The 26,319-nt window shown below is 52.6% G+C and carries 26 protein-coding genes; 23 read left to right on the forward strand and 3 right to left on the reverse strand.

Annotated features, from left to right (window positions below; genetic code table 11):
* Positions 1-41 precede the first annotated feature (41 nt).
* From relA to FDX14_RS10335, 7 genes are all read left to right on the forward strand, one after another.
* Positions 42-2,276, forward strand: coding sequence for a GTP diphosphokinase (gene relA, locus FDX14_RS10305; RefSeq protein WP_042310708.1), 2,235 nt, complete (start codon positions 42-44; stop codon positions 2,274-2,276).
* Positions 2,277-2,346: 70 nt separating this feature from the next.
* A complete protein-coding gene (mazG, locus tag FDX14_RS10310; protein ID WP_042311157.1) occupies positions 2,347-3,138 on the forward strand; it encodes a nucleoside triphosphate pyrophosphohydrolase in 792 nt (263 codons plus the stop codon).
* Between the two features lie 224 nt (positions 3,139-3,362).
* Positions 3,363-5,000, forward strand: coding sequence for a glutamine hydrolyzing CTP synthase (pyrG, locus tag FDX14_RS10315; protein ID WP_005130912.1), 1,638 nt, complete (start codon positions 3,363-3,365; stop codon positions 4,998-5,000).
* 86 nt (positions 5,001-5,086) lie between these two features.
* The gene (gene eno / locus FDX14_RS10320; RefSeq protein ID WP_042310706.1) at positions 5,087-6,385 is read left to right on the forward strand and encodes a phosphopyruvate hydratase; all 1,299 of its coding nucleotides are present in this window, start codon (positions 5,087-5,089) and stop codon (positions 6,383-6,385) included.
* Positions 6,386-6,581: 196 nt separating this feature from the next.
* Positions 6,582-6,896, forward strand: coding sequence for a hypothetical protein (locus FDX14_RS10325; RefSeq protein ID WP_061382362.1), 315 nt, complete (start codon positions 6,582-6,584; stop codon positions 6,894-6,896).
* A 12-nt stretch (positions 6,897-6,908) separates the two neighbouring features.
* Positions 6,909-7,694, forward strand: coding sequence for a DUF4225 domain-containing protein (locus FDX14_RS10330; RefSeq protein WP_137349466.1), 786 nt, complete (start codon positions 6,909-6,911; stop codon positions 7,692-7,694).
* A gap of 4 nt (positions 7,695-7,698) precedes the next feature.
* Complete coding sequence (locus FDX14_RS10335) at positions 7,699-8,046, forward strand: hypothetical protein (protein ID WP_061382361.1); 348 nt, start codon at positions 7,699-7,701, stop codon at positions 8,044-8,046.
* 230 nt (positions 8,047-8,276) lie between these two features.
* On the opposite strand, the gene FDX14_RS10340 is transcribed toward FDX14_RS10335, so the two are convergent.
* Positions 8,277-9,101, reverse strand: coding sequence for a MurR/RpiR family transcriptional regulator (locus FDX14_RS10340; protein WP_137349467.1), 825 nt, complete (start codon positions 9,099-9,101; stop codon positions 8,277-8,279).
* A 165-nt stretch (positions 9,102-9,266) separates the two neighbouring features.
* On the opposite strand from FDX14_RS10340, the gene FDX14_RS10345 reads away from it, so the two are divergent.
* The 3 genes from FDX14_RS10345 (at position 9,267) to queE (ending at position 12,255) form a co-directional block, all read left to right on the forward strand.
* Positions 9,267-10,823: a maltose/glucose-specific PTS transporter subunit IIC gene (locus FDX14_RS10345; RefSeq protein ID WP_137349468.1), complete on the forward strand. Its 1,557-nt coding sequence runs from the start codon at positions 9,267-9,269 to the stop codon at positions 10,821-10,823.
* On the forward strand, positions 10,823-11,512 hold the full coding sequence (locus FDX14_RS10350; RefSeq protein ID WP_061382359.1) for an N-acetylmannosamine-6-phosphate 2-epimerase: 690 nt from the start codon (positions 10,823-10,825) through the stop codon (positions 11,510-11,512). The genes FDX14_RS10345 and FDX14_RS10350 overlap by 1 nt, the downstream gene beginning before the upstream one ends.
* Before the next feature lie 71 nt (positions 11,513-11,583).
* Complete coding sequence (gene queE / locus FDX14_RS10355; protein ID WP_137349469.1) at positions 11,584-12,255, forward strand: 7-carboxy-7-deazaguanine synthase QueE; 672 nt, start codon at positions 11,584-11,586, stop codon at positions 12,253-12,255.
* Positions 12,256-12,302: 47 nt separating this feature from the next.
* Here queE and queD read toward each other — a convergent pair whose 3' ends face one another.
* Positions 12,303-12,665, reverse strand: a complete 363-nt coding sequence (gene queD, locus FDX14_RS10360; protein WP_006687049.1) for a 6-carboxytetrahydropterin synthase QueD — start codon at positions 12,663-12,665, stop codon at positions 12,303-12,305.
* Between the two features lie 438 nt (positions 12,666-13,103).
* On the opposite strand from queD, the gene cysJ reads away from it, so the two are divergent.
* The 3 genes from cysJ (at position 13,104) to cysH (ending at position 17,426) form a co-directional block, all read left to right on the forward strand.
* Positions 13,104-14,903 carry an NADPH-dependent assimilatory sulfite reductase flavoprotein subunit gene (gene cysJ / locus FDX14_RS10365; RefSeq protein ID WP_042310694.1) on the forward strand — a complete coding sequence of 600 codons (1,800 nt, stop codon included), beginning with the start codon at positions 13,104-13,106 and terminating at the stop codon, positions 14,901-14,903.
* On the forward strand, positions 14,903-16,615 hold the full coding sequence (gene cysI, locus FDX14_RS10370; protein ID WP_137349470.1) for an assimilatory sulfite reductase (NADPH) hemoprotein subunit: 1,713 nt from the start codon (positions 14,903-14,905) through the stop codon (positions 16,613-16,615). Before cysJ ends, cysI begins: the two co-directional genes overlap by 1 nt.
* 76 nt (positions 16,616-16,691) lie before the next feature.
* The gene (gene cysH, locus FDX14_RS10375) at positions 16,692-17,426 is read left to right on the forward strand and encodes a phosphoadenosine phosphosulfate reductase (RefSeq protein ID WP_137349471.1); all 735 of its coding nucleotides are present in this window, start codon (positions 16,692-16,694) and stop codon (positions 17,424-17,426) included.
* A 50-nt stretch (positions 17,427-17,476) separates the two neighbouring features.
* Here cysH and FDX14_RS10380 read toward each other — a convergent pair whose 3' ends face one another.
* Positions 17,477-18,514 (reverse strand): aminopeptidase, encoded by a 1,038-nt coding sequence (locus tag FDX14_RS10380; RefSeq protein ID WP_137349472.1) that lies wholly within the window; start codon positions 18,512-18,514, stop codon positions 17,477-17,479.
* A 254-nt stretch (positions 18,515-18,768) separates the two neighbouring features.
* Between FDX14_RS10380 and cysD the strand changes: the two genes are divergently transcribed.
* The 10 genes from cysD (at position 18,769) to pcm (ending at position 26,232) form a co-directional block, all read left to right on the forward strand.
* Positions 18,769-19,677, forward strand: coding sequence for a sulfate adenylyltransferase subunit CysD (cysD, locus tag FDX14_RS10385; protein WP_137349473.1), 909 nt, complete (start codon positions 18,769-18,771; stop codon positions 19,675-19,677).
* A 9-nt stretch (positions 19,678-19,686) separates the two neighbouring features.
* Entirely contained in the window at positions 19,687-21,114 is a 1,428-nt protein-coding gene (gene cysN, locus FDX14_RS10390) for a sulfate adenylyltransferase subunit CysN (RefSeq protein ID WP_042310687.1), read from the forward strand.
* Complete coding sequence (gene cysC / locus FDX14_RS10395) at positions 21,114-21,719, forward strand: adenylyl-sulfate kinase (protein ID WP_042310685.1); 606 nt, start codon at positions 21,114-21,116, stop codon at positions 21,717-21,719. The genes cysN and cysC overlap by 1 nt, the downstream gene beginning before the upstream one ends.
* 47 nt (positions 21,720-21,766) lie before the next feature.
* Positions 21,767-22,090, forward strand: coding sequence for a DUF3561 family protein (locus FDX14_RS10400; protein WP_042310684.1), 324 nt, complete (start codon positions 21,767-21,769; stop codon positions 22,088-22,090).
* 214 nt (positions 22,091-22,304) lie between these two features.
* On the forward strand, positions 22,305-22,616 hold the full coding sequence (gene ftsB / locus FDX14_RS10405) for a cell division protein FtsB (protein ID WP_003034163.1): 312 nt from the start codon (positions 22,305-22,307) through the stop codon (positions 22,614-22,616).
* Between the two features lie 18 nt (positions 22,617-22,634).
* Positions 22,635-23,345, forward strand: a complete 711-nt coding sequence (ispD, locus tag FDX14_RS10410) for a 2-C-methyl-D-erythritol 4-phosphate cytidylyltransferase (RefSeq protein WP_061382355.1) — start codon at positions 22,635-22,637, stop codon at positions 23,343-23,345.
* Positions 23,345-23,824: a 2-C-methyl-D-erythritol 2,4-cyclodiphosphate synthase gene (gene ispF, locus FDX14_RS10415; RefSeq protein ID WP_042310680.1), complete on the forward strand. Its 480-nt coding sequence runs from the start codon at positions 23,345-23,347 to the stop codon at positions 23,822-23,824. Before ispD ends, ispF begins: the two co-directional genes overlap by 1 nt.
* Positions 23,821-24,870 carry a tRNA pseudouridine(13) synthase TruD gene (gene truD / locus FDX14_RS10420; RefSeq protein ID WP_137349474.1) on the forward strand — a complete coding sequence of 350 codons (1,050 nt, stop codon included), beginning with the start codon at positions 23,821-23,823 and terminating at the stop codon, positions 24,868-24,870. Before ispF ends, truD begins: the two co-directional genes overlap by 4 nt.
* Complete coding sequence (gene surE, locus FDX14_RS10425) at positions 24,851-25,612, forward strand: 5'/3'-nucleotidase SurE (protein ID WP_042310677.1); 762 nt, start codon at positions 24,851-24,853, stop codon at positions 25,610-25,612. The genes truD and surE overlap by 20 nt, the downstream gene beginning before the upstream one ends.
* Positions 25,606-26,232: a protein-L-isoaspartate O-methyltransferase gene (gene pcm, locus FDX14_RS10430; RefSeq protein ID WP_137349475.1), complete on the forward strand. Its 627-nt coding sequence runs from the start codon at positions 25,606-25,608 to the stop codon at positions 26,230-26,232. Before surE ends, pcm begins: the two co-directional genes overlap by 7 nt.
* Positions 26,233-26,319 lie beyond the last annotated feature (87 nt).

Below are 26,319 nucleotides of genomic sequence, written 5' to 3' on the forward strand. Positions count from 1 at the left end.
CTTGTCGACTTCGACAGGCCTGGCCCCTAAAGGAGAGGACAATGGTTGCGGTAAGAAGTGCACATATAAATAAAGCTGGTGAGTTTGATCCCAAGAAATGGATCGCGAGTCTGGGAATCTCCAGCCAGCAGTCGTGTGAACGCTTAGCCGAAACCTGGGCGTACTGCCAGCAGCAAACACAGGGACATCCTGATGCAGATCTGCTGTTATGGCGTGGCGTGGAGATGGTAGAAATACTCTCTATGTTGAGTATGGACATCGACACACTGCGTGCAGCAATGCTGTTTCCTCTGGCGGATGCCAACGTGGTCAGTGAGGATATCCTGCGTGAAAGCGTGGGTAAATCGATTGTGCATCTTATCCATGGTGTGCGCGATATGGCGGCGATACGCCAGCTGAAAGCCACGCATACCGACTCAGTCTCTTCCGAGCAGGTCGATAACGTCCGCCGTATGCTGCTGGCAATGGTGGATGATTTCCGCTGCGTGGTCATCAAGCTGGCAGAGCGGATCGCGCATCTGCGTGAAGTGAAAGACGCGCCGGAAGATGAACGCGTTCTGGCGGCAAAAGAGTGCACCAACATCTATGCGCCGCTGGCCAACCGTTTAGGCATCGGGCAATTAAAATGGGAGCTGGAAGATTACTGCTTCCGCTACCTGCACCCGGCCGAATACAAACGCATTGCCAAGCTGCTGCACGAGCGTCGTATCGATCGCGAACACTATATTGAAGAGTTCGTTGGCCATCTGCGTTCAGAGATGAAAACGGAAGGCGTCAAAGCCGAAGTGTACGGGCGTCCGAAGCATATCTACAGCATCTGGCGAAAAATGCAGAAAAAGCAGTTAGCCTTCGATGAGCTGTTTGATGTCCGCGCGGTGCGTATCGTGGCGGAGCGCTTACAGGACTGCTATGCCGCGCTCGGGATAGTACATACTCACTATCGCCATCTGCCGGATGAGTTCGATGATTACGTCGCTAATCCGAAACCCAACGGCTATCAGTCAATCCATACGGTTGTACTGGGACCGGGTGGAAAAACCATTGAAATCCAGATCCGCACCAAACAGATGCACGAAGATGCCGAACTGGGCGTGGCGGCACACTGGAAGTACAAAGAAGGGACTGCATCAGGCGCGGCGCGTTCTGGGCATGAAGACCGCATTGCGTGGCTGCGTAAGCTGATCGCCTGGCAGGAAGAGATGGCGGATTCCGGCGAAATGCTGGATGAAGTCCGCAGCCAGGTCTTCGATGACCGGGTTTACGTCTTTACGCCAAAAGGTGACGTTGTGGACTTACCTGCAGGCTCCACGCCGCTGGACTTTGCGTACCACATTCACAGTGATGTAGGGCATCGTTGTATTGGCGCGAAAATTGGTGGGCGCATCGTGCCGTTTACCTACCAGTTACAGATGGGCGATCAAATTGAAATTATCACCCAGAAACAGCCAAACCCAAGCCGTGACTGGTTGAACCCTAACCTTGGCTATGTAACCACCAGCCGTGGTCGTTCGAAGATCCACGCCTGGTTCCGTAAACAGGATCGTGACAAAAACATCCTTGCGGGCCGCCAGATCCTCGACGACGAGCTTGCGCACCTGGGCATTAGCCTGAAAGAGGCGGAAAAACATCTGCTGCCGCGCTACAGCTTCAATGAGCTGGATGAACTGCTGGCGGCGATTGGCGGAGGAGACATCCGTCTCAACCAGATGGTGAACTTCCTGCAGGCGCAGTTTAATAAGCCGAGCGCTGCTGAGCAGGATGCTGCCGCGCTGAAACAGCTTCAGCAGAAAACCCAGGCGCCGCAGAGTCGCCGTAAAGACGATGGTCGCGTCGTGGTGGAAGGGGTTGGTAACCTGATGCACCACATTGCCCGCTGCTGCCAGCCGATTCCTGGCGATGAAATCGTTGGGTTTATCACTCAGGGGCGCGGTATTTCCGTGCACCGGGCCGATTGCGAACAGTTGGCAGAGCTGCGTTCGCACGCGCCGGAGCGGATTGTTGATGCGGTTTGGGGCGAAAGCTACTCGGCGGGATATTCGCTGGTGGTTCGCGTCCAGGCCAACGATCGCAGCGGTTTATTGCGTGATATCACCACCATTCTTGCCAACGAGAAAGTGAACGTGCTGGGGGTTGCCAGCCGGAGCGATACCAAACAACAGTTGGCCACCATCGATATGACCATCGAAATCTATAACCTGCAGGTGCTCGGGCGCGTGCTTGGTAAGCTGAACCAGGTGCCGGATGTGATCGACGCGCGGCGGTTGCACGGTAATTAATACGAACGTAGGCCGGATAAGGCGAAGCCGCCATCCGGCCTACAGTTATTCAAATCTCCAGGATTTTCACATGAACCAAATCGATCGACTGCTCGGTATTATGCAGCGCCTGCGCGACCCGGAAAACGGCTGTCCGTGGGATAAAGAGCAGACATTCGCCACTATTGCCCCTTACACCCTCGAAGAAACCTATGAAGTACTGGATGCGATTGCGCGTGAAGACTTCGACGACCTGCGTGGAGAGCTCGGCGACCTGCTGTTCCAGGTGGTGTTTTACGCCCAGATGGCGCAGGAAGAAGGCCGTTTTGATTTCAATGATATCTGCGCCGCCATCAGCGATAAGCTTGAACGCCGGCATCCGCATGTATTCGCTGATGTTTCTGCCAGCAACAGTACTGAAGTGCTCACCCGCTGGGAGCAAATTAAAAGCGAAGAACGCGCCGAGAAAGCACAGCATTCCGCGCTCGATGATATTCCCCGCAGTTTACCGGCGCTAATGCGCGCCCAGAAAATCCAGAAACGTTGCTCTAATGTTGGCTTCGATTGGAAAACAATAGGACCGGTTGTCGATAAAGTTTATGAAGAGATCGACGAAGTCATGTTTGAGGCAAAGCAGGCTGTTGTCGACCAGGCTAAACTGGAGGAAGAAATAGGCGATCTGCTGTTTGCCACAGTCAACATGGCTCGTCATCTGGGGACAAAAGCAGAGACCGCATTGCAAAAAGCGAACGAAAAATTTGAGCGACGTTTTCGTGAAGTTGAGCGAATTGTCGCTGCACGCGGTCTGGAAATGACGGGTGTGGATCTGGAAACAATGGAAGAAGTCTGGCAACAGGTAAAACGGCAGGAAATTGATCTCTAAGGGATTTCGTCGGTCAAGGGCGTTTTGTGTGATTTTTTAAATAACAAGCGCTTGATTTACGTCAAAAACATTTACCCCAAAGGGGCTATTTTCTCACTCCCGATGTTAATGTGAGCCTGGTGAAGAGGAGGGATAATGAAAGTTTGTGGCGCTCGTCATGTTCGGGTATACTACTTTCCCGTCTTGGTAATTCCATCGTTTCACCCTAACTTCTCAGGTCCAGCATGACAACGAACTATATTTTTGTGACCGGCGGGGTCGTATCCTCTCTGGGAAAAGGCATTGCCGCAGCCTCCCTCGCAGCCATTCTTGAAGCCCGTGGCCTCAACGTGACCATGATGAAACTGGATCCGTACATCAACGTCGATCCGGGTACTATGAGCCCAATCCAACACGGGGAAGTGTTCGTTACCGAAGACGGCGCTGAAACCGACCTGGACCTGGGTCACTATGAGCGTTTCATCCGTACGAAAATGAGCCGCCGCAACAACTTCACCACGGGTCGTATCTACTCTGACGTTCTGCGTAAAGAACGCCGTGGCGACTATCTGGGCGCTACTGTTCAGGTTATCCCGCATATCACCAACGCAATTAAAGAGCGCGTTCTGGAAGGCGGTGAAGGTCATGATGTTGTTCTGGTCGAAATCGGCGGAACCGTTGGGGATATCGAATCTCTGCCGTTCCTTGAAGCGATTCGCCAGATGGCCGTAGAAATTGGCCGTGAGCACACGCTGTTTATGCATCTGACGCTGGTTCCGTACATGGCGGCGGCAGGTGAAGTCAAAACGAAACCGACTCAGCACTCTGTAAAAGAGCTGCTTTCTATCGGTATTCAGCCAGATATCCTGATCTGCCGCTCCGATCGCGCAGTTCCGGCTAATGAACGTGCGAAAATTGCATTGTTCTGTAACGTTCCGGAAAAAGCGGTGATTTCTCTGAAAGATGTCGATTCCATCTATAAAATTCCGGGCCTGTTGAAATCCCAGGGCCTTGACGATTATATTTGTAAACGATTCAGCTTGAACTGTCCGGAAGCTAATCTGTCAGAATGGGAACAGGTTATCTACGAAGAAGCGAATCCGGCAGGTGAAGTGACTATCGGTATGGTCGGCAAGTACATTGAACTGCCGGATGCCTATAAGTCAGTGATTGAAGCGCTGAAGCACGGTGGTCTGAAGAATCGTGTCACCGTCAACATCAAGCTGATCGATTCGCAGGATGTTGAAACGCGCGGCGTTGAGATCCTGAAAGGTCTGGATGCTATCCTGATCCCTGGCGGCTTCGGCTACCGTGGTGTTGAGGGTAAAATCGCGACGGCGCGCTTTGCGCGTGAGAACAATATTCCTTATCTGGGCATTTGCCTGGGTATGCAGGTTGCGTTGATTGAGTTTGCGCGTAACGTAGTGGGTATGGACAACGCCAACTCCACGGAATTTGTGCCAGACTGTAAGTACCCGGTGGTGGCCCTGATTACCGAATGGCGTGACGAAGACGGCAACGTCGAAGTCCGTACCGAGAAGAGCGATCTGGGTGGCACCATGCGTCTTGGCGCGCAGCAGTGTCAACTGAGCGATGAAAGTCTGGTCCGTCAACTGTACGGCACGCCGACAATCGTTGAACGCCATCGCCACCGCTACGAAGTCAACAATATGCTGTTGAAACAGATTGAAGCTGCTGGTCTGCGTGTTGCAGGCCGTTCCGGTGATGATCAGTTGGTCGAGATCATCGAGGTACCGAATCATCCGTGGTTCGTGGCCTGTCAGTTCCACCCGGAATTTACTTCCACGCCACGTGATGGGCACCCGCTGTTTGCCGGCTTTGTGAAAGCCGCCAGTGAACATCAGAAGCGTCAGGCGAAGTAAGAAGTAAAAAGTTAGAACGGCAATGCACCCATTCGGGTGCATTGTTTGTCTGGAGTTTTAGTTTAACTTGTACTGAGGAAAACCTAATGTCCAAAATCGTTAAAATCATCGGTCGTGAAATCATCGACTCCCGTGGTAACCCGACTGTTGAAGCCGAAGTACACCTGGAAGGTGGTTTCGTTGGTATGGCAGCAGCTCCGTCAGGTGCTTCTACTGGTTCCCGCGAAGCACTGGAACTGCGCGATGGCGACAAATCCCGTTTCATGGGTAAAGGCGTACTGAAAGCTGTTGCAGCTGTTAACGGCCCAATTGCTCAGGCTCTGCTGGGTAAAGATGCTAAAGATCAGGCTGGCATCGACAAGATCATGATCGATCTGGACGGTACTGAAAACAAATCCAACTTCGGTGCAAACGCCATCCTGGCTGTGTCCCTGGCGAACGCCAAAGCAGCAGCTGCTGCTAAAGGCCTGCCGCTGTATGCGCACATCGCTGAACTGAACGGTACTCCGGGCAAATACTCCATGCCGGTTCCGATGATGAACATCATCAACGGTGGTGAGCACGCTGACAACAACGTCGACATCCAGGAGTTCATGATTCAGCCGGTTGGCGCTAAGACTCTGAAAGAAGCCGTACGTATGGGTTCTGAAGTGTTCCACAACCTGGCTAAAGTTCTGAAAGCTAAAGGTATGAACACTGCAGTTGGTGACGAAGGCGGCTACGCGCCGAACCTGGGTTCCAACGCTGAAGCTCTGGCTGTAATCGCTGAAGCGGTTAAAGCAGCTGGCTACGAGCTGGGCAAAGACATCACTCTGGCGATGGACTGTGCAGCTTCTGAATTCTACAAAGACGGTAAATACGTTCTGGCTGGCGAAGGCAACAAAGCATTCACCTCCGAAGAATTCACTCACTTCCTGGAAGAACTGACCAAACAGTACCCGATCGTGTCCATCGAAGATGGTCTGGACGAGTCTGACTGGGACGGTTTCGCATACCAGACTAAAGTTCTGGGCGACAAAATCCAGCTGGTTGGTGACGATCTGTTCGTAACCAACACCAAGATCCTGAAAGAAGGCATCGAAAAAGGCATCGTTAACTCCATCCTGATCAAATTCAACCAGATCGGTTCTCTGACCGAAACTCTGGCTGCGATCAAAATGGCGAAAGACGCTGGCTACACCGCTGTCATTTCTCACCGTTCTGGCGAAACTGAAGACGCTACTATCGCTGACCTGGCTGTTGGTACCGCTGCAGGCCAGATCAAAACTGGTTCTATGAGCCGTTCTGACCGCGTTGCTAAGTACAACCAGCTGATTCGTATCGAAGAAGCTCTGGGTGCACAGGCTCCGTACAACGGTCGTAAAGAGATCAAAGGTCAGGCGTAATCCTGTTCTTTAACTCTTAACGTAAAAACCCGCTGCGGCGGGTTTTTTTACGTCTGTAATTTATTCGTAATTGAAAATTTTCATGAACGATTTGATCTTTATCACTTTGTTATTATTTTACTAAGAGTAATTTAATGATGTGATTATTTTTGTATGTATTTTTTATATTTATCATGAACAATAATAGAAATATTGAATGAATAACGAATTGGAAGACATACTGGCGAAAGCGGGCATGAAAAAAAAGGATGCTGCTATCCTGATAAAGTTGGCAAAACTGAAAAATATCAGCTTAAGTCGGGCATTTTTTCTCTATGCCTGGAGATATTATGCCTGGTGTACGGTTTTGCTATTGGCTGTAATTTTTTCATCACTTTCTGAGGGTATAGATTTCTTCATAGTAAACATTCTCTTCTGTATTGGTGTAGGTCTCATTTCACTCTTCTTTACGCCCTTTGTCATAAATTTAATCTGGAGCATTAAGATTCAATGTAAATTGCTCGGGAAATAACAGGAGGTTATTTTGAGTAGTTATGGATTAATGAATTTGCAACGTGAAAAAGAAAAGATCGACCGGCTTGTCTATGATATTAGTTTTCAATATCTTCATGATCCGGCTATACGTTCGAAATATATGAGAGAGGAACGCAGATTCACATCAGATTGCCTTGATGAATATCGGTATGGAAAATTAGACTTCGGCAGGTCTATGGATAGATTACGTGAATATCATATGTCTTTAACTAAATATCATATGCAATTAAGGATGGGGGCTATTAAATTATATGCAATAGCTGAGCGTGAAAGAGAACGGCACTCTACGCTTACAATAACATTAAAGCGAGTTGGATTCATTAGTGGAGCAATGCAAGTTATCGGTGGGTTTGGTTTATGTAAAGCAAGCCTTGGTGCTGCATGTAAAAATTATGGAGTTCCTTTAATGATGCAAGGAAGCGAGAATGTATGGGAAAATGATTATTATTTACTATATCATGAAGACTCCAAAAAAATGCCTTTGAGGTATGCCTACCGCCAGGCAGCAAAGCTTTTGGGTGGAGATGACAAGGATGGTGATATTGCTTTTTCAACGGGAGATCTTATTCTGTCTTTCGGTTCAGCCTCAACGCTGACGTTGAGAATAGATTCATGGAAATTATTCCACTATATACAGGAAGATTATATTCGCAGCTGGAGAACCCTGGGCGCTGTTGGGGGAACTAATGAATTAATCGGCGATGCAGTTAGCGGATTTACTATTTATCAACTTCTTGGTGGAGAAAGTACTAACTGGGCCGAATTGAGGGAATAAGGAAATGTTCTTCAAAATATATGATCAGAATGATAAGGCTTTAATTGAAAGTATTAAACTTGCGGGTTTTAGTGACTATAAAGTACAGAAACTTATTCGCTTTGCTAATGAAAATAAAGTAAATATACAGAAAGCCTATTTATTGACAGATGCAAATATCATTAAAGCTGATATTATCCTGTTTTTAGTTATATCTTTTTTTGTATTTTCGATTACACAAGAATACTCCAGGGAACTATGGGCTTTTTTTTTAATATTCGGGTTATTGTTTTTTGTTATTGAGTTAACCTGTCGGTTTCACAAAAATTATTTTAAAGTATGGAGAATTTATATCAAGTTACGAGGGATTTAAATGAGAACCGGGAATCTTACCTTAAACAGTTGCAGCGTATAACCCGTTCCCGGATTCTGTGAGAATTATTGCTTATCTTCATACTGAGAACGCTAGCAGTATTCATTCACGAGATGTTCCAGGCTTAGCAAGAAGGGGGGAACTTTGCCGGCGTCCCCATCATTATTATTTGTAATCCTGTTCTTTAACTCTTAACGTAAAAACCCGCTGCGGCGGGTTTTTTTATGTCTTTAAAGCAGTAGCGGTAGGGTCGCACTCGCCGTTTGCTGGCTCACATCGCTGTACTTTTCATCCAGCGCAATCAGCGACGTGGTGAGCAGTTCCACTAACAGCATGACACCCACCTTGGCGTTTAGCGCACCAGCACTCAATGGACCTTCCGGTTTGGCTGCGACCAGTTGAATATCACTCAGCGAAGCCAGCGGACTACGCGGTGTATTACTCAGCGCCAGTACGCGTACGCCTTGCTTACGCGCCAGCTTTACGACATGCAGCAGATCGCGCGTGGAGCCTGAGCTGGATATCGCCACTACCAGCGTATCTTTGCTTAGCGTTGTAGCGTTCATAGCTGCACGGTGCATGTCACTGAACAATTGCGCGGGTTTGCCGAGGCGCAGGAGTTTGTAATGTAAATACTCACCCAGAATAGAGCTGGCCGCTACGCCATAAATTTGTACCGACTGAGCCTGATGCAGCGCCAGAGCGGCTGCTTCCAGTAATGTTCTGTCGAGTAATTTTGCCGTGTCCTGCAGCGCTTGCACGGATTCATTGACGACATTGTCAATCTCATCACCGCTGTGCTCTACCGGCTCTCCTTGCCGGAGATCGAGTGCCAGCGCCATCTTAAATTCGTTATAGCCCTTACACCCCAGCGTACGGCACAGACGCGTGACGCTCGCCTCGCTGGTGTCGCTTTCACGCGCCAGTTCGGTAATCGTCAGATAGACCACTCTTGCCGGATCGCTAAGCACAAACTCTCCCAGCTTTTGTTGAGTTCGACTATATCCATCAACGCCCTGGCGCAATCTCAGCAGCAGGTTTTCATTTTCTGACATGCAAAATCCTTAATGCGTTTCTCTGCCGATAGTGTGGCGGAAAGCAGGGGAGAGATGCCAGTCATTTTAAAAAAGTATGATCGGCTTCCTGGTTTTTGATGGTAATTTTCATTTTTATAATTAATTATGGTAAAAATTTTCATCAATGATCGGGGAGATGAAAAAATGATGCAAATATTTAGCGGCGCTTCGTCAGGCGCATGGTTTGAAAAGGCGCAAAGGTTCGGCAAATCGTTCATGCTGCCGATTGCGGTATTGCCCGCAGCGGGGTTGTTGCTGGGGATTGGTGGGGCTTTGTCGAATCCCAATACGCTGACGGCCTACCCATTCTTGAATGTCGACTGGCTGCAGGCAATCTTCACGATCATGACCAGCGCGGGTTCTATCGTGTTTGCCAACCTGTCGGTGCTTTTTGCGGTTGGTGTCGCCGTGGGGCTGGCGAAAACGGATAAAGGCACGGCGGGCCTTGCGGCCTTGCTGGCATTTCTGGTGATGAATGCCACCATCAACGCTTTGTTAACGCTCAACGGAACGCTGGCGCACGAGAATCCAGGTGCTGTGGGCCAGGGGATGACGCTGGGCATTCAGACGCTGGAAACGGGCGTGTTTGGTGGGGTAGTGATTGGTCTGGTCACTTGCGCGCTGCATAGTCGTTTCAATAAAGTCTCACTCCCTCAGTTTCTTGGTTTTTTCAGTGGTTCGCGTTTTGTACCGATTATCAGCTCGCTTGCCGCGATTGTGGTGGGGGCGATCATGACGGTGGTGTGGCCGCATTTCCAGAAGCTCATTTTTGGACTGGGCGGTCTGGTGGATGCGACGGGCTATCTGGGGACGCTGCTGTACGGCTTCATCCTGCGTATGCTTGGTCCACTGGGTTTACACCATATTTTTTATTTGCCGTTCTGGACGACGGCGCTGGGCGGGAGCGAAATCGTCAACGGTCAACTGGTCGAAGGCACCCAGCGTATTTTCTTTGCCCAACTTGCCGATCCGAATACGCAGCAGTTTTATGCCGGTACCTCGCGCTTTATGTCCGGGCGCTTTATCACCATGATGTTTGGCCTGCTTGGCGCATGCCTGGCGATGTACCACACGGCAAAACCGGAGAACAGAAAGCTTGTCGCCGGACTGTTGCTGTCGGCTGCTCTGACCTCTTTCCTGACGGGCATCACTGAGCCTATTGAGTTCTCCTTCCTGTTTGTGGCTCCGGTGTTATATGTCATTCACGCCTTCTTCGATGGGCTGGCGTTTATGATGGCGCATATCTTACATATCACTATTGGGCAAACCTTTTCGGGTGGACTGATCGATTTCCTCCTCTTCGGCGTGCTACAGGGAGAAGCGAAAACTAACTGGATGTACGTCCCTCTGGTTGGGGGTCCGTGGTTCTTTCTTTACTACTTCACCTTCCGTTATTTGATTAACCGCTTTAACTGGCTGACGCCGGGGCGTGAGAACGCTGCCCAGGTGGAGTCCGGTCTGCCTCAGAGCGAACGCGCAGCAGCCGTCATCGCCGGGCTGGGAGGCAAAGAGAATCTGGAAGAGGTGGACTGTTGCGCCACACGCTTACGCGTGACGGTGAAAGAGAGCAGCAAGGTAGATGAAGCGGGGCTGAAAGCGACCGGAGCGCGTGGCGTAATTATTCGCGGCAACGGTGTTCAGGTGATTTATGGCCCGCATGTCACCATTATTAAAAATGAAGTCGAAGAGATCTTATCGTGATGAAAACTGTACTGGATTCCCTGAAAGGTAAGTTAATTGTCTCCTGCCAGGCGCTGGAAAATGAGCCCCTGCACAGCCCGTTTATTATGTCGCGTATGGCGCTGGCGGCAGCGCAGGGCGGGGCGATAGGTATCCGTGCGAACAGTGTGGTAGATATTCGCGCGATCAAAGAGAGCGTGTCCCTGCCGGTAATAGGAATTATCAAGCGCGATTATCCGGGCAGCGAGGTGTTTATTACGGCCACCCTGCAGGAAGTGGATGAGCTGATGACCGTTGAGCCGGAAATTATTGCTCTGGATGCGACAGCGCGACCGCGTCCTGGTGGGCAAACGCTGGAAGAACTGGTCACGCAAATCCGCGCCCGCTACCCGTCCGTACTGCTGATGGCGGATATCGCCACCGTTGATGAGGCGGTAACAGCAGAGCGGCTGGGGTTTGACTGCGTGGGCACCACGCTCTATGGCTATACCGCGGACACTGCCGGGCATGTGCTGGCGGAAAACGACTGCGGTTTTTTACGTGAGGTGTTGGCGGCGGTCACCATACCGGTCGTGGCGGAAGGTAACGTCGATACCCCGGAACGCGCCGCACGTTGCCTGGCATTAGGCGCGCATACCGTGGTGGTTGGAGGCGCTATCACGCGTCCGCAGCAGATAACGGCACGCTTTGTCGCGGCAATCGCCTCGTAAAGCATCGATGGGGCATGATACTTTGGCGGGGATCTGCGATAATTAGCGTTTATCCCCATATTGAGAACGCTATGCAGTACCCGATTAACGAGATGTTCCAGACCCTGCAAGGTGAGGGTTACTTTACCGGCGTCCCCGCCATTTTTATTCGTTTACAGGGATGCCCGGTTGGCTGTGCCTGGTGCGATACCAAACACACCTGGGATAAGCTTGAGGATCGGGAAGTCTCCCTGTACAGCATCCTGGCCAAGACTAAAGAGAGCGATAAGTGGGGCGCGGCGAGCAGCGAAGATCTGCTGGCTGTTATTCAGCGTCAGGGCTATACCGCCCGTCACGTGGTGATCACCGGCGGCGAGCCCTGCATTCATGACCTGATGCCGCTGACTGACCTGCTGGAAAAGAACGGCTTTAGCTGCCAGATTGAGACCAGTGGTACCCACGAAGTACGCTGTACGCCGAATACCTGGGTAACCGTATCGCCGAAGGTGAATATGCGCGGTGGTTATGATGTGCTGTCACAGGCGCTGGAGCGCGCGAATGAAATCAAACATCCGGTCGGCCGCGTTCGCGATATTGAAGCGCTGGATGAACTGCTGGCAACGTTGAGCGATGACAAGCCACGGATCATTGCCTTACAGCCAATCAGCCAGAAAGAAGATGCGACGCGTCTGTGCATTGATATCTGTATCGCGCGTAACTGGCGTCTGTCGATGCAGACCCATAAGTACCTGAATATTGCCTGATAAATTTTGCCGGGTGGGCTACGCATCGCCATCCGGCAAAGTCACTATCACTCGCCGCGATACACGCAACCCGCCGTGCAGGTCTCTTTCACCATTACTGCGCTCAGCAGAGGGACAACAGGTTTAACCTGATCCCAAATCCATTTTGCCAGCACTTCGCTGGTTGGGTTTTCTAAGCCCGGAATATCGTTCAGATAGTAGTGATCGAGTCTGTCGTAAGTCGGCTTAAACGCCGCCTTTAACTCTGCGAAATCCATAATCCAACCGGTATGCGGATCGACTTCACCGGTAATTTCAAGACGCACCATAAATGAGTGACCATGCAGGCGACCACACTTATGCCCTTCCGGTACATGCGGCAGGCGGTGAGCGGCTTCGAAGGTGAAATCTTTAAACAAGGTGGTGGACATTTTTTACTCTCAAGAATGCGAAAAACCGCCGTAGGGTACCGTAAAGAGCAAATTTTATCATTAGTTAAAAGGGCGCAGAGTATCAGAACAATCCATTCATAAAGATAATGCTTAATAAATTTTTATATATCATAGGCTTATTAAATCGATTTTGCTGTTAATAACTATAACTAAAACAGGTTAGTTCATTTGGTTATTTGTTATTTCTATCCCTTCTTTAGTTGTTACTATGCCCGCCGTTAACCTAATACTCGTCATACTTCGAGCTGCATGTGTGTTGGCTTCACTCTCTTATCCCAGTCACTTACTTCAGTAAGCTCCTGGGATTCGTTCACTTGCCGCCTTCATGCAACTCGAATTATTTAGAGTATTTTCATTTCTTTTTTTGGTGCCATTTGGGCGCGAAAAACAGCTTTGCTTACTGGAACATGACAACGCATGACGACACAGGCCCCACCTTCCGCTCTGCTACCGCTAAACCCGGAGCAACTGGCGCGCCTTCAGGCGGCCACTACCGATTTCACTCCCGCACAGTTGGCGTGGGTTTCTGGTTACTTTTGGGGTGTGCTGAATCAGCAGCCAGCCAGCAATGTGACAGCCCCTGCGCCTGCGGCAGAAATGCCAGGGATTACGCTTATCTCCGCCTCGCAAACCGGTAATGCGCGCCGTGTGGCGGAAGCGCTGCGCGATGATCTGATCGCCGCGAAGCTCAATGTCACTCTGATCAATGCCGGCGACTACAAATTCAAACAAATCGCCAATGAAAAGTTGCTGGTTGTGGTGGCATCGACTCAGGGAGAAGGCGAACCAGCGGAAGAAGCCGTCGCGCTGCATAAGTTCCTGTTCTCGAAAAAAGCGCCGAAGCTGACCGATACCGCCTTTGCGGTGCTGGGTCTTGGCGATACCTCTTACGAATTTTTCTGCCAGGCCGGGAAAGACTTCGACAGCAAGCTGGCCGAGCTGGGCGGTGAGCGCCTGCTCGACCGCGTCGACGCCGACGTGGAATACCAGGCTGCCGCCTCCGAATGGCGCGCGCGTCTGGTCGATGTGCTGAAAGCGCGTGCGCCTGCTGCCCCGTCTGTACAAGTTGCAGCGAGCGGTGCGGTAAATGAAGTACATACCAGCCCCTACACCAAAGAAGCACCGCTGACTGCGTCCTTGTCGGTGAACCAGAAAATTACCGGTCGTAACTCGGAAAAAGACGTCCGCCATATCGAAATCGACCTTGGCGATTCCGGTCTGCGTTATCAGCCGGGCGACGCGCTGGGCGTGTGGTATCAGAACGATCCGGCTCTGGTGAAAGAGCTGGTTGAACTGCTGTGGCTGAAAGGGGATGAACCGGTCACGGTCGAAGGAAAAATCCTACCGCTGGCCGAAGCGCTGGAGTGGCATTTCGAGCTGACGGTCAACACCGCGAATATCGTGGAAAACTACGCCACGCTGACGCGCAGTGAATCGCTACTGCCGCTGGTGGGCGATAAAGCCCAGCTGCAGCAGTATGCGGCTACCACGCCAATCGTCGATATGGTGCGTTTCTCGCCGGCACAGCTTGATGCCGACGCGTTAATCGGCCTGCTGCGTCCACTGACGCCGCGCCTCTATTCTATCGCCTCCGCGCAGGCGGAAGTTGAAAGCGAAGTCCACGTCACCGTCGGCGTTGTGCGTTACGAGATTGAAGGCCGCGCCCGCGCTGGCGGAGCTTCCAGCTTCCTCGCTGACCGCGTGGAAGAAGAGGGCGAAGTCCGCGTATTCATCGAACATAACGACAACTTCCGCCTGCCGGCTAACCCACAGACGCCGGTGATTATGATTGGTCCTGGCACCGGTATCGCGCCATTCCGCGCCTTTATGCAGCAGCGTGCGGCCGATGGCGCCGAAGGCAAGAACTGGCTGTTCTTCGGTAACCCGCACTTCACCGAGGATTTCCTTTATCAGGTTGAATGGCAGCGTTACGTGAAAGAAGGCGTGCTGAGCCGGATCGATCTGGCCTGGTCACGTGACCAAAAAGAAAAAATCTACGTACAAGACAAACTGCGCGAACAGGGCGCAGAACTGTGGCGCTGGATCAATGACGGTGCCCACATTTATGTCTGCGGCGACGCTAATCGCATGGCGAAAGACGTTGAGCAGGCGTTGCTGGAAGTGATTGCTGAATTCGGTGCAATGGACATCGAAGCGGCGGATGAATTTTTAAGTGAGCTGCGCGTCGAGCGCCGTTATCAGCGAGATGTCTACTAATGAGCGAAAAATACCCAGGGCCTTTAGTGGTCGAAGGCAAACTGACTGACGCCGAGCGCATGAAGCGTGAAAGTAATTTCCTGCGCGGCACCATCGCGGAAGACCTGAATGATGGCCTGACCGGCGGTTTTCACGGCGATAACTTCCTGCTGATCCGTTTCCACGGCATGTACCAGCAGGATGACCGCGACATTCGCGCCGAGCGCGCCGAGCAGAAGCTGGAGCCGCGTCACGCGATGCTGCTGCGCTGTCGTCTGCCGGGTGGGGTGATCACCACTACCCAGTGGAAGGCGATCGATAAATTCGCCGCTGACAACACAATTTACGGCAGCATCCGTCTGACTAACCGTCAGACCTTCCAGTTCCACGGTATTCTGAAGAAGAACGTCAAACCGGTGCATCAGATGCTGCATTCGGTGGGGCTGGATGCGCTGGCGACTGCCAACGACATGAACCGTAACGTGCTGTGTACCTCCAACCCTTATGAGTCGCAGCTGCACGCGGAAGCCTATGAGTGGGCGAAAAAGATCTCTGAACATCTGCTGCCGCGCACCCGCGCCTATGCGGAGATCTGGCTCGATCAGGAGAAGGTCGCGACCACCGACGAAGAACCGATCCTTGGCGCAACCTATCTGCCGCGTAAATTTAAAACCACGGTGGTGATCCCGCCGCAGAACGATATCGATCTGCACGCCAACGACATGAACTTCGTGGCGATTGCCGAAAACGGCAAGTTGGTGGGCTTTAACCTGCTGGTTGGCGGCGGTCTGTCTATTGAGCACGGTAATAAGAAAACCTACGCTCGTACAGCCAGCGAGTTTGGCTTCCTGCCGCTGGAGCATACCCTGGCGGTAGCCGAAGCGGTGGTGACGACCCAGCGTGACTGGGGTAACCGTACCGATCGTAAAAACGCGAAAACCAAATATACGCTTGAGCGCGTCGGTGTCGACACGTTCAAAGAAGAAGTTGAGCGTCGCGCGGGGATCAAATTTGAGCCGATCCGCCCGTATGAGTTTACCGGTCGCGGCGATCGCATTGGTTGGGTGAAAGGGATCGACAACAACTGGCACCTGACGCTGTTTATCGAAAACGGTCGTATCCTGGATTACCCGGGACGTCCGCTGAAAACCGGTCTGCTGGAGATCGCGAAGATCCACAAAGGCGATTTCCGCATCACCGCTAACCAGAACCTGATTATCGCCAGCGTGCCGGAAAGCCAGAAAGCGAAGATCGAGAAGCTGGCGCGCGACCACGGGTTGATGAATGCGGTGAAACCGCAGCGTGAAAACTCGATGGCCTGCGTGTCGTTCCCGACCTGCCCGCTGGCGATGGCGGAAGCCGAGCGTTTCCTGCCGTCGTTCACGGACAAAGTGGAAGCGATTCTGGAAAAACACGGTATCCCGGACGAGCATATTGTGATGCGCGTGACCGGCTGCCCGAACGGCTGCGGCCGCGCGATGCTGGCGGAGCTGGGGCTGGTGGGCAAAGCGCCGGGTCGCTACAACGTGCACCTGGGCGGCAATCGCATGGGGACGCGTATTCCGCGTATGTATCGCGAAAATATTACGGAATCAGAAATTCTCGATTCCGTTGACGAACTGGTTGGGCGCTGGGCGAAAGAGCGCGAAGCGGGTGAAGGCTTCGGCGACTTTACGGTGCGTGCGGGCATCATTCGCCCGGTGCTCGATCCAGCGCGTGATTTCTGGGAATAAGTTCCCTTTGCCTGGTGACGCGACGGTTTTGTAGGCCTGATAAGCGTAGCGCCATCAGGCATAAGATGAGGTAATTATGTCCGTACTCGATCTACACGCATTGAACGATCTGCCGAAAGTTGAACGCGTTATGGCTCTGGCTGAAACTAACAGCCAACTGGAAAAGCTGGGCGCCGAAGGCCGCGTGGCGTGGGCACTGGAGAATTTGCCGGGAGAATATGTGCTTTCTTCCAGCTTTGGTATTCAGGCCGCAGTAAGTCTGCATCTGGTGAATCAGATCTGCCCGGATATCCCGGTAATTCTGACCGATACTGGCTATCTGTTCCCGGAAACCTACCAGTTTATCGATGAGTTAACGGACAAGCTCAAGCTAAATCTCAAGGTTTACCGCGCCAAAGAGAGCGCAGCCTGGCAGGAAGCACGCTATGGCAAACTGTGGGAGCAGGGCGTTGAGGGTATTGAAAAATACAATGACATCAACAAAGTTGAGCCGATGAACCGGGCGCTAAAAGAGATTAACGCGCAAACCTGGTTCGCGGGTCTGCGCCGCGAGCAGTCAGGCAGTCGTGCGCATTTGCCGGTGCTGGCTATCCAGCGCGGCGTGTTTAAAGTGCTGCCGATCATCGACTGGGATAACCGCACGGTTTACCAGTATTTGCAGAAGCACGGTCTGAAATACCATCCGCTGTGGGATCAGGGCTATCTGTCGGTGGGTGATACGCACACCACCCGCAAATGGGAACCCGGTATGGCGGAAGAGGAGACACGCTTCTTTGGCCTGAAGCGTGAGTGTGGGTTGCACGAAGGGTAATATGAGCCTCGGTAAGCGTTATGCATTACCGAGGCTCTTTTTCTTCAGGATTACCCTGCCTTCGCCAGCTCTTTTACCAGCGGCAGCATAATGCGTACCACGTCGCGGCTGCGGTGCTCAATCCGGCCCGGTAACGCTTTATCGATATGCTGTTGGTTGTCCAGCCGTACATCGTGCCAACTGTTGCCGTCGGGGAACGAGGGGCTTTTGGCGCGTTGTTGATAGCCATCTTTCTTGCCCAGGCTCCAGTTGGTCGCTTCAACGGACAGGACGGCAATTCCCGCGTTATCGAACACCTCTGCGTCGTTACAGCAGCCGGTACCTTTTGGATAGTCTTTGTTCAGCCCGGGGTTGGTGCTGGCGACAATACCGCGGCTGCGCGCGATGGCCAGCGCCCGGTCGCGCGTCAGTTTTCGTACGGCTTCCGGGGTTCTTTTCCCGCTGTTGAAATAGAGCTTATCGCCAACGATCAGGTTATCGAGGTTGATAACCAGCAGCGTATTTTTCTTCTCGGCGGCGCTCATTCGCTTCAGGATGTTCTCTGCGCCCAGTTTGCCTTCTTCTTCGCCGCTGGTGGCGATAAAGCGAATGCCGTACTGCGTCGGCACATTTTTGAGCCGTTCAGCCAGCTCCAGCATCACGCCCACCCCTGCGGCGTTGTCGTCGATACCCTGTAGGGTTAATCCACCCAGATTGGCATCGGAATCGGCGTCACTTTGTGCGGCGTAGGTGTCGAGGTGCGCCATGATAATAATCTGCTGTGGCACCTTGCCTTCATGGGCTGCAATGACGGTACTGCCCGTTACGTTATGCCAGTTTTTACGATTATCTTTGGCGGTATAAATATAGCGACTGTTAAACGTCCGAATATCACTGCTATAGCCCATCTGTTGAAATTGCTGACGTATATAATCAGCAGATAACATTTCTGCCGGAGAACCCGTCACCCGGCCTGGGAAGAATGTGGCGATGTAGCGTGCCTGGGTATTTGCGATATCTCCGGGCTTCGAAGATGTTGCCTGTGCGGGAAGGATAAAGCACGCGCCGAGCGCCAGGGCGGTAATCAGGTGGCGCAATGCGGAAAACATAGTGAGTCCTTAAATACCAAGCAGAAATTTTTAGCCGCTAGTATGAAACCGTGATCGCGGTAAAACAATTTCATTTGCTCCTAAATGCCCGAAATCCGGTGGCTTAAGCACTTTTTGATATTTGCTTTTCCAGATCGTTATTCCTTTGAGGAACTACTCATTCCAATTCGTAATTTCATTCGCCTCCTTGCCCTCCCTATAGTCAGGTTATCTGAGCATCGCTAGCAAAATAACGGCATTACATAGGAACGGTTATGGATCAAAAACGACTTACCCACCTGCGGCAACTGGAAGCGGAAAGCATCCATATCATTCGTGAGGTGGCCGCCGAGTTTTCTAATCCGGTGATGATGTATTCCATCGGCAAAGATTCCAGCGTAATGCTGCATCTGGCGCGCAAAGCGTTTTATCCTGGTACGCTGCCGTTTCCCTTGCTGCACGTTGATACCGGTTGGAAATTTAGCGAGATGTATGAGTTTCGTGACCGCACGGCGAAAGCCTACGGCTGCGAACTGCTGGTGCATAAAAACCCGGAAGGGGTGGCGATGGGCATCAACCCGTTTGTTCACGGCAGTGCCAAGCATACCGATATTATGAAAACCGAAGGGCTTAAGCAGGCGCTGAACAAATACGGTTTTGACGCCGCGTTCGGCGGCGCACGCCGTGATGAGGAGAAATCGCGCGCCAAAGAGCGCATTTACTCCTTCCGCGATCGCTTCCATCGCTGGGACCCGAAAAATCAGCGTCCGGAACTGTGGCACAACTACAACGGACAAATTAACAAAGGCGAAAGCATTCGCGTATTCCCGCTCTCTAACTGGACCGAACAGGATATCTGGCAGTACATCTGGTTGGAAAATATCGACATCGTACCGCTGTACCTGGCGGCTGAGCGTCCGGTGCTGGAGCGCGATGGTATGCTGATGATGATTGATGACGACAGAATCGATCTGCAACCCGGCGAAGTGATTAAAAAGCGCATGGTGCGTTTCCGCACGCTTGGCTGCTGGCCGCTGACCGGCGCGGTGGAGTCTAACGCGCAGACGCTGCAGGAAATTATTGAAGAGATGCTGGTCTCAACCACCAGTGAACGTCAGGGCCGCGTGATTGACCGCGACCAGGCGGGCTCCATGGAGCTGAAGAAACGTCAGGGGTATTTCTAAGGAGCCGCCATGAATACGACACTTGCACAACAAATTGCTAATGAAGGCGGCGTTGAAGCCTGGATGGTTGCCCAGCAACACAAAAGCCTGCTGCGTTTTTTAACCTGCGGTAGCGTGGATGACGGGAAAAGTACCCTGATTGGTCGCCTGCTGCATGATACCCGGCAGATCTATGAAGATCAGCTCTCATCGCTGCATAACGACAGTAAACGCCACGGCACCCAGGGCGAAAAACTCGATCTGGCGCTATTGGTAGACGGCTTGCAGGCCGAGCGTGAGCAGGGCATCACCATCGACGTGGCTTATCGTTATTTCTCCACCGAGAAGCGCAAATTTATTATTGCGGATACCCCCGGTCACGAACAGTACACCCGCAATATGGCGACCGGTGCGTCGACCTGCGACCTGGCGATCCTGTTGATCGATGCGCGTAAAGGCGTGCTGGATCAGACCCGTCGTCACAGCTTTATCTCCACGCTGCTTGGGATCAAGCACCTGGTGGTAGCGATCAACAAAATGGATCTGGTGAGCTTTAGCGAAGAGACATTTAACCGCATCCGCGAAGACTATCTCACGTTTGCTGAACAACTGCCGGGCAACCTGGATATCCGCTTTGTGCCGCTCTCTGCGCTGGAAGGCGATAATGTGGCTTCGCAAAGCGTCAGCATGCCATGGTACAGCGGTCCGACGCTGCTCGAAGTGCTGGAAACCGTTGAGATCCAGCGCATTGTCGATACCCAGCCGATGCGTTTCCCGGTGCAGTATGTGAACCGACCAAATCTGGATTTTCGTGGTTATGCCGGAACGCTGGCCTCCGGTAGCGTGCAGGTAGGGCAACGCGTCAAGGTGTTACCGTCCGGCGTTGAGTCGAGCGTGGCGCGGATCGTTACCTTTGATGGTGATTTACAGCAAGCGCATGCAGGTGAAGCGATCACCCTGGTGCTGAAAGATGAGATCGACATCAGCCGGGGCGATCTGCTGCTGGATGCAGGTGAAGCGTTGCCAGCGGTACAAAGCGCTGCCGTTGATGTGGTGTGGATGGCGGAACAGCCGCTGTCGCCGGGGCAGAGCTACGACATCAAAGTTGCCGGCAAGAAGACCCGTGCACGCGTGGATACCGTGCAGTATCAGGTCGATATTAATAACCTGACCCAGCGTGAGGTCGACGCGTTACCGCTGAACGGCATTGGTCTGGTTAATCTGACGTTTGATGAACCGCTGGTGTTGGATACCTATCAGCAGAACCCGGTTACGGGTGGGCTAATTATCATTGACCGCCTGACTAACGTCACCGTTGGCGCGGGGCTGGTGCGCGAGCCTATCATTCAGGAGCAGGCCGCCGCTTCTCAGTTCAGCGCGTTTGAACTGGAGCTGAATGCGCTGGTGCGTCGCCACTTCCCACACTGGGGTGCGCGCGATCTGCTGGGAGGCAAATAATGGCGCTGCATGACGAAAATGTCGTCTGGCATGCCCATCCTGTTACACCGCAACAGCGGGAGCAACGCCACGGTCACCGTGGTGTTGTGCTGTGGTTTACCGGACTGTCTGGCTCCGGTAAATCTACGGTAGCGGGAGCGCTCGAAGAAGCGTTGCACAAGCTGGGCGTCAGCACTTATCTGCTGGATGGCGATAACGTGCGTCACGGCCTGTGTAGCGATCTGGGGTTTAGCGATGCCGATCGTAAGGAGAATATCCGGCGCGTTGGCGAAGTGGCGAACCTGATGGTGGATGCCGGTCTGGTGGTGTTGACCGCGTTTATCTCTCCGCATCGCGCCGAGCGAAAAATGGTCCGCGAGCGCCTTGGCGCAGGGCGTTTTATTGAGGTTTTTGTCGATACGCCATTAGCAACGTGCGAAGCGCGCGATCCAAAAGGGCTGTATAAAAAAGCCCGGTCGGGGGAGTTGCGCAATTTCACCGGAATTGATTCGGTATACGAAGCGCCTGAATCGCCAGAGATTCATCTTGATGGTGAACAATTGGTAACAAATTTGGTTCCCCAATTATTAGACCTGCTGAGGCAGGAAGATATTATCAGATCCTGAGACACCCGAGCTTGCATGCCCGGTCAGTCACGGTCACAGGATTAGATATGCGTAACAGCCATAACATTACTATCACAGAGTCAGAGACCTTCGCCGCCGCCGACGAAACCACCTGGTCCCTACCAGGGGCCGTGGTCGGTTTTGTAGCGTGGCTGCTGGCGCTGGGGTTCCCATGTCTGATGTATGGCCCTAACACACTGTTTTTCTTCCTTTATACCTGGCCTTTCTTCCTCGCGTTGCTGCCCGTGGCGATTGTGGCGGGTATTGCCCTGCACTCGCTATTAAAGGGAAAGCTGCTGCTGAGCATTACCAGCACCCTGCTGGTGGTGGGTGGAATGTTTAGCGCCCTATTCTTTTGGCTTTTGGGCTAGGCTAAGTGCGTTTTAAACGATCGCCGATGTCGTTCACTGTCTGGTCATAATTCAAACCGTAACCAACAATGAGATTATGTTCTCCTTACACAGGGTATACGTAACAACGGGCAAATGTGGTACATTTGCCCGCGTTGTCGCGGCATTCCCGTCCGTTGATGTAAAGTCGTCTACGGAAGTTATGGGATGTTAATGCCGTTTTTCAGGGGGCAGGATGGGTAAACTTACGCTGCTGTTGCTGGCTTTATTAGTCTGGCTACAGTATTCGCTGTGGTTCGGTAAGAACGGCATACATGACTATAGTCGCGTCAACGATGATGTTGCTGCGCAGCAGGCTACAAACGCGAAACTTAAAGCGCGTAACGATCAGCTCTTTGCCGAAATTGACGATCTCAATGGCGGACAAGAGGCTATTGAGGAGCGCGCGCGCAACGAACTCAGCATGACTAAGCCGGGCGAAACCTTTTATCGTCTGGTGCCTGACGCGTCTAAACGCGCCCAGACTGCAGGGCAAAATAATCGATAAACCGTCCAGGGATCTAACATGGCAGCCACTTTATTGGACGTTTGCGCCGTGGTGCCGGCTGCCGGATTTGGCCGCCGAATGCAAACAGAGTGTCCTAAGCAGTACCTCTCAATTGGCAATAAAACCATTCTTGAACACTCGGTTGATGCGCTACTGGCCCATCCCCGGGTGACGCGAGTCGTCATCGCTATCAGCCCAGGCGACAGCCGCTTTGCCCAACTTCCACTTGCCGCGCATCCGCAAATTACCGTAGTGGATGGCGGCAATGAACGTGCCGATTCTGTCCTTGCCGGTTTGCAAGCCGCAGGAGATGCCCGTTGGGTACTGGTGCATGACGCCGCGCGGCCGTGTCTGCATCAGGATGATCTAGCGCGTTTGCTGGCAATCAGTGAAACCAGCCGCACTGGCGGGATCCTGGCCGCACCCGTACGCGATACGATGAAACGCGCTGAGCCGGGCCGCACAGACATTGCCCATACGGTCGATCGTACAGACTTATGGCATGCGTTAACGCCGCAGTTTTTCCCTCGCGAACTATTGCACGACTGCCTGACCCGTGCGCTCAACGAAGGCGCAACCATTACGGACGAAGCCTCGGCGCTGGAATATTGCGGCTTTCATCCGCAACTGGTCGAAGGACGCGCTGACAACATCAAAGTCACCCGCCCGGAAGACCTGGCGCTGGCGGAATTTTATCTGTCCCGAACAATTCATCAGGAGAATGCATAATGCGAATCGGACACGGTTTTGACGTACACGCTTTTGGCGGCGTTGGCCCAATTATCATTGGTGGCGTGCGCATCCCGTATGAAAAAGGACTGCTGGCGCATTCTGATGGTGATGTGGCGTTACATGCGCTAACCGATGCCTTGCTGGGCGCGGCGGCGCTGGGTGACATCGGTAAACTCTTCCCGGATACCGACCCGTCCTTTAAAGGTGCAGATAGCCGCGAATTATTGCGTGAAGCCTGGCGGCGTATTCAGGCTAAAGGCTATACGCTTGGTAATGTGGATGTGACGATTATTGCTCAGGCGCCGAAGATGCTGCCGCACATTCCGCAAATGCGTGTATTTATTGCCGAAGATCTCGGCTGCCATATGGATGATGTTAACGTGAAAGCGACCACCACGGAAAAACTCGGTTTCACCGGGCGTGGGGAAGGGATTGCCTGTGAAGCGGTGGCGTTACTCATTAAGGCAACGAAATGACTGCGTTTGAAAATCTGACATATCTTCATGGTAAACCACTGGGCCATGGTGTCCTGAAAGCGAATCCGGAAGACTTTGTCGTCGTCGAAGATTTAGGTTTCGAACCGGATGGCGAAGGCGAGCACATTTTGGTGCGTATCCTGAAAAACGGCTGTAATACCCGTTTTGTCGCTGACGCGTTGGCGAAGTTCCTGAAAATTCATGCCCGTGAAGTGAGCTTTGCCGGGCAAAAAGATAAGCATGCGGTCACGGAACAGTGGCTATGCGCGCGCGTGCCGGGCAATGTAATGCCTGATTTAAGCAAATTTGAGCTCGAAGGCTGTAAAGTGCTGGAGTACGCGCGCCACAAGCGTAAGCTGCGTTTAGGGGCGCTGAAAGGCAACGAATTTACGCTTGTGCTACGTGAAGTGAGCGAGCGAAATGACGTAGAAGCGCGTTTACAGGCGATTAGTGAGCGCGGCGTACTGAACTATTTTGGTGCTCAGCGTTTTGGGATCGGCGGCAGCAATCTGCAAGGGGCACTGCGCTGGGCGCAAAGTGATGCGCCGGTGCGCGATCGCAATAAACGCAGTTTTTGGTTGTCGGCGGCCCGTAGCGCGTTGTTTAATCAGATCGTCAGTGAACGCTTGAAAAAAACAGACTTTAATCAAGTTGTTGACGGCGATGCGCTACAATTGTCGGGACGCGGAAGCTGGTTTGTCGCCACGCAGGAAGAACAGACTGAATTACAGCGTCGCGTCGATGATAAAGAATTGATGATTACAGCGGCATTACCGGGTAGCGGTGAGTGGGGAACTCAGCGCGACGCGCTGGCGTTTGAAGAAGGCGCTGTTGCGGATGAAATCGTGCTGCAGTCTCTGCTATTGCGCGAGAAAGTCGAGGCATCGCGACGCGCTATGTTGCTGTATCCACAAAAATTAAGCTGGAACTGGTGGGATGACGTAACCGTTGAGTTACGCTTCTGGCTACCGGCAGGTAGCTTCGCCACCAGTGTAGTAAGGGAACTTATTAACACAATGGGTGATTATGCGTATATTGCTGAGTAACGATGATGGGGTCCATGCACCCGGTATACAAACGCTGGCGAAAGCGCTGCGTGAGTTTGCTGATGTACAGGTGGTTGCCCCGGATCGTAACCGCAGTGGCGCGTCTAACTCGCTGACGCTGGAATCTTCACTTCGCACGTTTACCTATGATAACGGCGATATCGCCGTACAAATGGGTACGCCCACCGACTGCGTCTATCTGGGCGTGAACGCATTAATGCGTCCGCGTCCGGACATTGTCGTTTCTGGTATTAACGCAGGTCCTAATCTCGGGGATGATGTCATCTATTCCGGTACCGTTGCGGCGGCAATGGAAGGTCGTCACCTTGGGTTCCCTGCGCTGGCTGTCTCGCTTGATGGCCATAAGCACTACGATACTGCCGCGGCAGTAACCTGTCGTATATTACGGGCGCTGAGTCGTGAACCGCTGCGCACCGGGCGTATTTTGAATATCAACGTTCCGGATATACCGCTGGATCAGATTAAAGGTATTCGCGTCACCCGCTGCGGCAGTCGCCATCCGGCGGATCAGGTTATCCCACAGCAGGATCCACGCGGGAATACGTTGTACTGGATTGGGCCGCCGGGGGAAAAATGCGACGCCGGGCCAGATACAGATTTTGCTGCCGTCGATGAAGGCTATGTTTCCATCACGCCGCTGCATGTCGATTTAACCGCCTACGGTGCGCATGAGGTGGTTTCGAGTTGGTTGGACAGCGTGGGAGTCGGCACGCAATGGTAAGCAGACGCGTACATACTCTTCTTGAACAATTACGTGCTCAGGGCATCAGAGATGAGCAAGTCCTCGATGCTCTCGCTGCCGTGCCGCGTGAGAAATTCATTGATGAGGCGTTTGAACATAAGGCCTGGGACAATATTGCCTTGCCGATTGGTCAGGGGCAGACGATTTCGCAGCCTTATATGGTTGCACGTATGACTGAGCTGCTTGAGTTAACGCCGCAATCGCGGGTGCTGGAAATTGGCACGGGCTCAGGCTACCAGACGGCGATTCTGGCGCATCTGGTGCATCATGTATGCTCCGTTGAGCGCATTAAAGGCCTGCAATGGCAGGCGCGTCGTCGCCTGAAACAACTGGATTTACACAATGTTTCTACCCGTCACGGTGATGGATGGCAGGGCTGGCAAGCGCGAGCCCCGTTTGACGCTATCATTGTAACGGCAGCACCGCCTGAGATCCCAACTGCACTGATGATGCAGTTGGATGAAGGCGGCATTCTCGTCTTACCCGTGGGCGATGAGCACCAGTTCCTGAAGCGGGTGCGTCGTCGGGGAGGCGAATTTATTATTGATACCGTGGAGGCCGTACGTTTTGTTCCCTTAGTTAAAGGGGAGCTTGCGTAGACACTGGCTCTGAATACCTGGAGTTTTCCTGGATATTCTGGAATTAGTCAGCGTATCGTGTCGATGCTTTTACACGGTGATTACGTT

Origin of the sequence: Citrobacter sp. wls710 (genome assembly GCF_005281115.1) — a bacterium.
GTDB classification, from domain to species: Bacteria; Pseudomonadota; Gammaproteobacteria; order Enterobacterales; family Enterobacteriaceae; genus Citrobacter; species Citrobacter werkmanii.

Coding starts and splice junctions, on each gene's coding strand:
- ispF (WP_042310680.1), top strand. CDS start 23,345: ATGCGAATCGGACACGGTTTTGACGTACACGCTTTTGGCGGCGTTGGC.
- truD (WP_137349474.1), top strand. CDS start 23,821: ATGACTGCGTTTGAAAATCTGACATATCTTCATGGTAAACCACTGGGC.
- FDX14_RS10325 (WP_061382362.1), top strand. CDS start 6,582: ATGAATAACGAATTGGAAGACATACTGGCGAAAGCGGGCATGAAAAAA.
- mazG (WP_042311157.1), top strand. CDS start 2,347: ATGAACCAAATCGATCGACTGCTCGGTATTATGCAGCGCCTGCGCGAC.
- ftsB (WP_003034163.1), top strand. CDS start 22,305: ATGGGTAAACTTACGCTGCTGTTGCTGGCTTTATTAGTCTGGCTACAG.
- FDX14_RS10340 (WP_137349467.1), bottom strand. CDS start 9,101: ATGTCAGAAAATGAAAACCTGCTGCTGAGATTGCGCCAGGGCGTTGAT.
- queD (WP_006687049.1), bottom strand. CDS start 12,665: ATGTCCACCACCTTGTTTAAAGATTTCACCTTCGAAGCCGCTCACCGC.
- ispD (WP_061382355.1), top strand. CDS start 22,635: ATGGCAGCCACTTTATTGGACGTTTGCGCCGTGGTGCCGGCTGCCGGA.
- eno (WP_042310706.1), top strand. CDS start 5,087: ATGTCCAAAATCGTTAAAATCATCGGTCGTGAAATCATCGACTCCCGT.
- cysH (WP_137349471.1), top strand. CDS start 16,692: ATGTCCGTACTCGATCTACACGCATTGAACGATCTGCCGAAAGTTGAA.
- cysC (WP_042310685.1), top strand. CDS start 21,114: ATGGCGCTGCATGACGAAAATGTCGTCTGGCATGCCCATCCTGTTACA.
- relA (WP_042310708.1), top strand. CDS start 42: ATGGTTGCGGTAAGAAGTGCACATATAAATAAAGCTGGTGAGTTTGAT.
- FDX14_RS10345 (WP_137349468.1), top strand. CDS start 9,267: ATGATGCAAATATTTAGCGGCGCTTCGTCAGGCGCATGGTTTGAAAAG.
- queE (WP_137349469.1), top strand. CDS start 11,584: ATGCAGTACCCGATTAACGAGATGTTCCAGACCCTGCAAGGTGAGGGT.
- FDX14_RS10380 (WP_137349472.1), bottom strand. CDS start 18,514: ATGTTTTCCGCATTGCGCCACCTGATTACCGCCCTGGCGCTCGGCGCG.
- cysJ (WP_042310694.1), top strand. CDS start 13,104: ATGACGACACAGGCCCCACCTTCCGCTCTGCTACCGCTAAACCCGGAG.
- surE (WP_042310677.1), top strand. CDS start 24,851: ATGCGTATATTGCTGAGTAACGATGATGGGGTCCATGCACCCGGTATA.
- FDX14_RS10400 (WP_042310684.1), top strand. CDS start 21,767: ATGCGTAACAGCCATAACATTACTATCACAGAGTCAGAGACCTTCGCC.
- cysD (WP_137349473.1), top strand. CDS start 18,769: ATGGATCAAAAACGACTTACCCACCTGCGGCAACTGGAAGCGGAAAGC.
- pcm (WP_137349475.1), top strand. CDS start 25,606: ATGGTAAGCAGACGCGTACATACTCTTCTTGAACAATTACGTGCTCAG.
- FDX14_RS10350 (WP_061382359.1), top strand. CDS start 10,823: ATGAAAACTGTACTGGATTCCCTGAAAGGTAAGTTAATTGTCTCCTGC.
- FDX14_RS10335 (WP_061382361.1), top strand. CDS start 7,699: ATGTTCTTCAAAATATATGATCAGAATGATAAGGCTTTAATTGAAAGT.
- pyrG (WP_005130912.1), top strand. CDS start 3,363: ATGACAACGAACTATATTTTTGTGACCGGCGGGGTCGTATCCTCTCTG.
- cysN (WP_042310687.1), top strand. CDS start 19,687: ATGAATACGACACTTGCACAACAAATTGCTAATGAAGGCGGCGTTGAA.
- cysI (WP_137349470.1), top strand. CDS start 14,903: ATGAGCGAAAAATACCCAGGGCCTTTAGTGGTCGAAGGCAAACTGACT.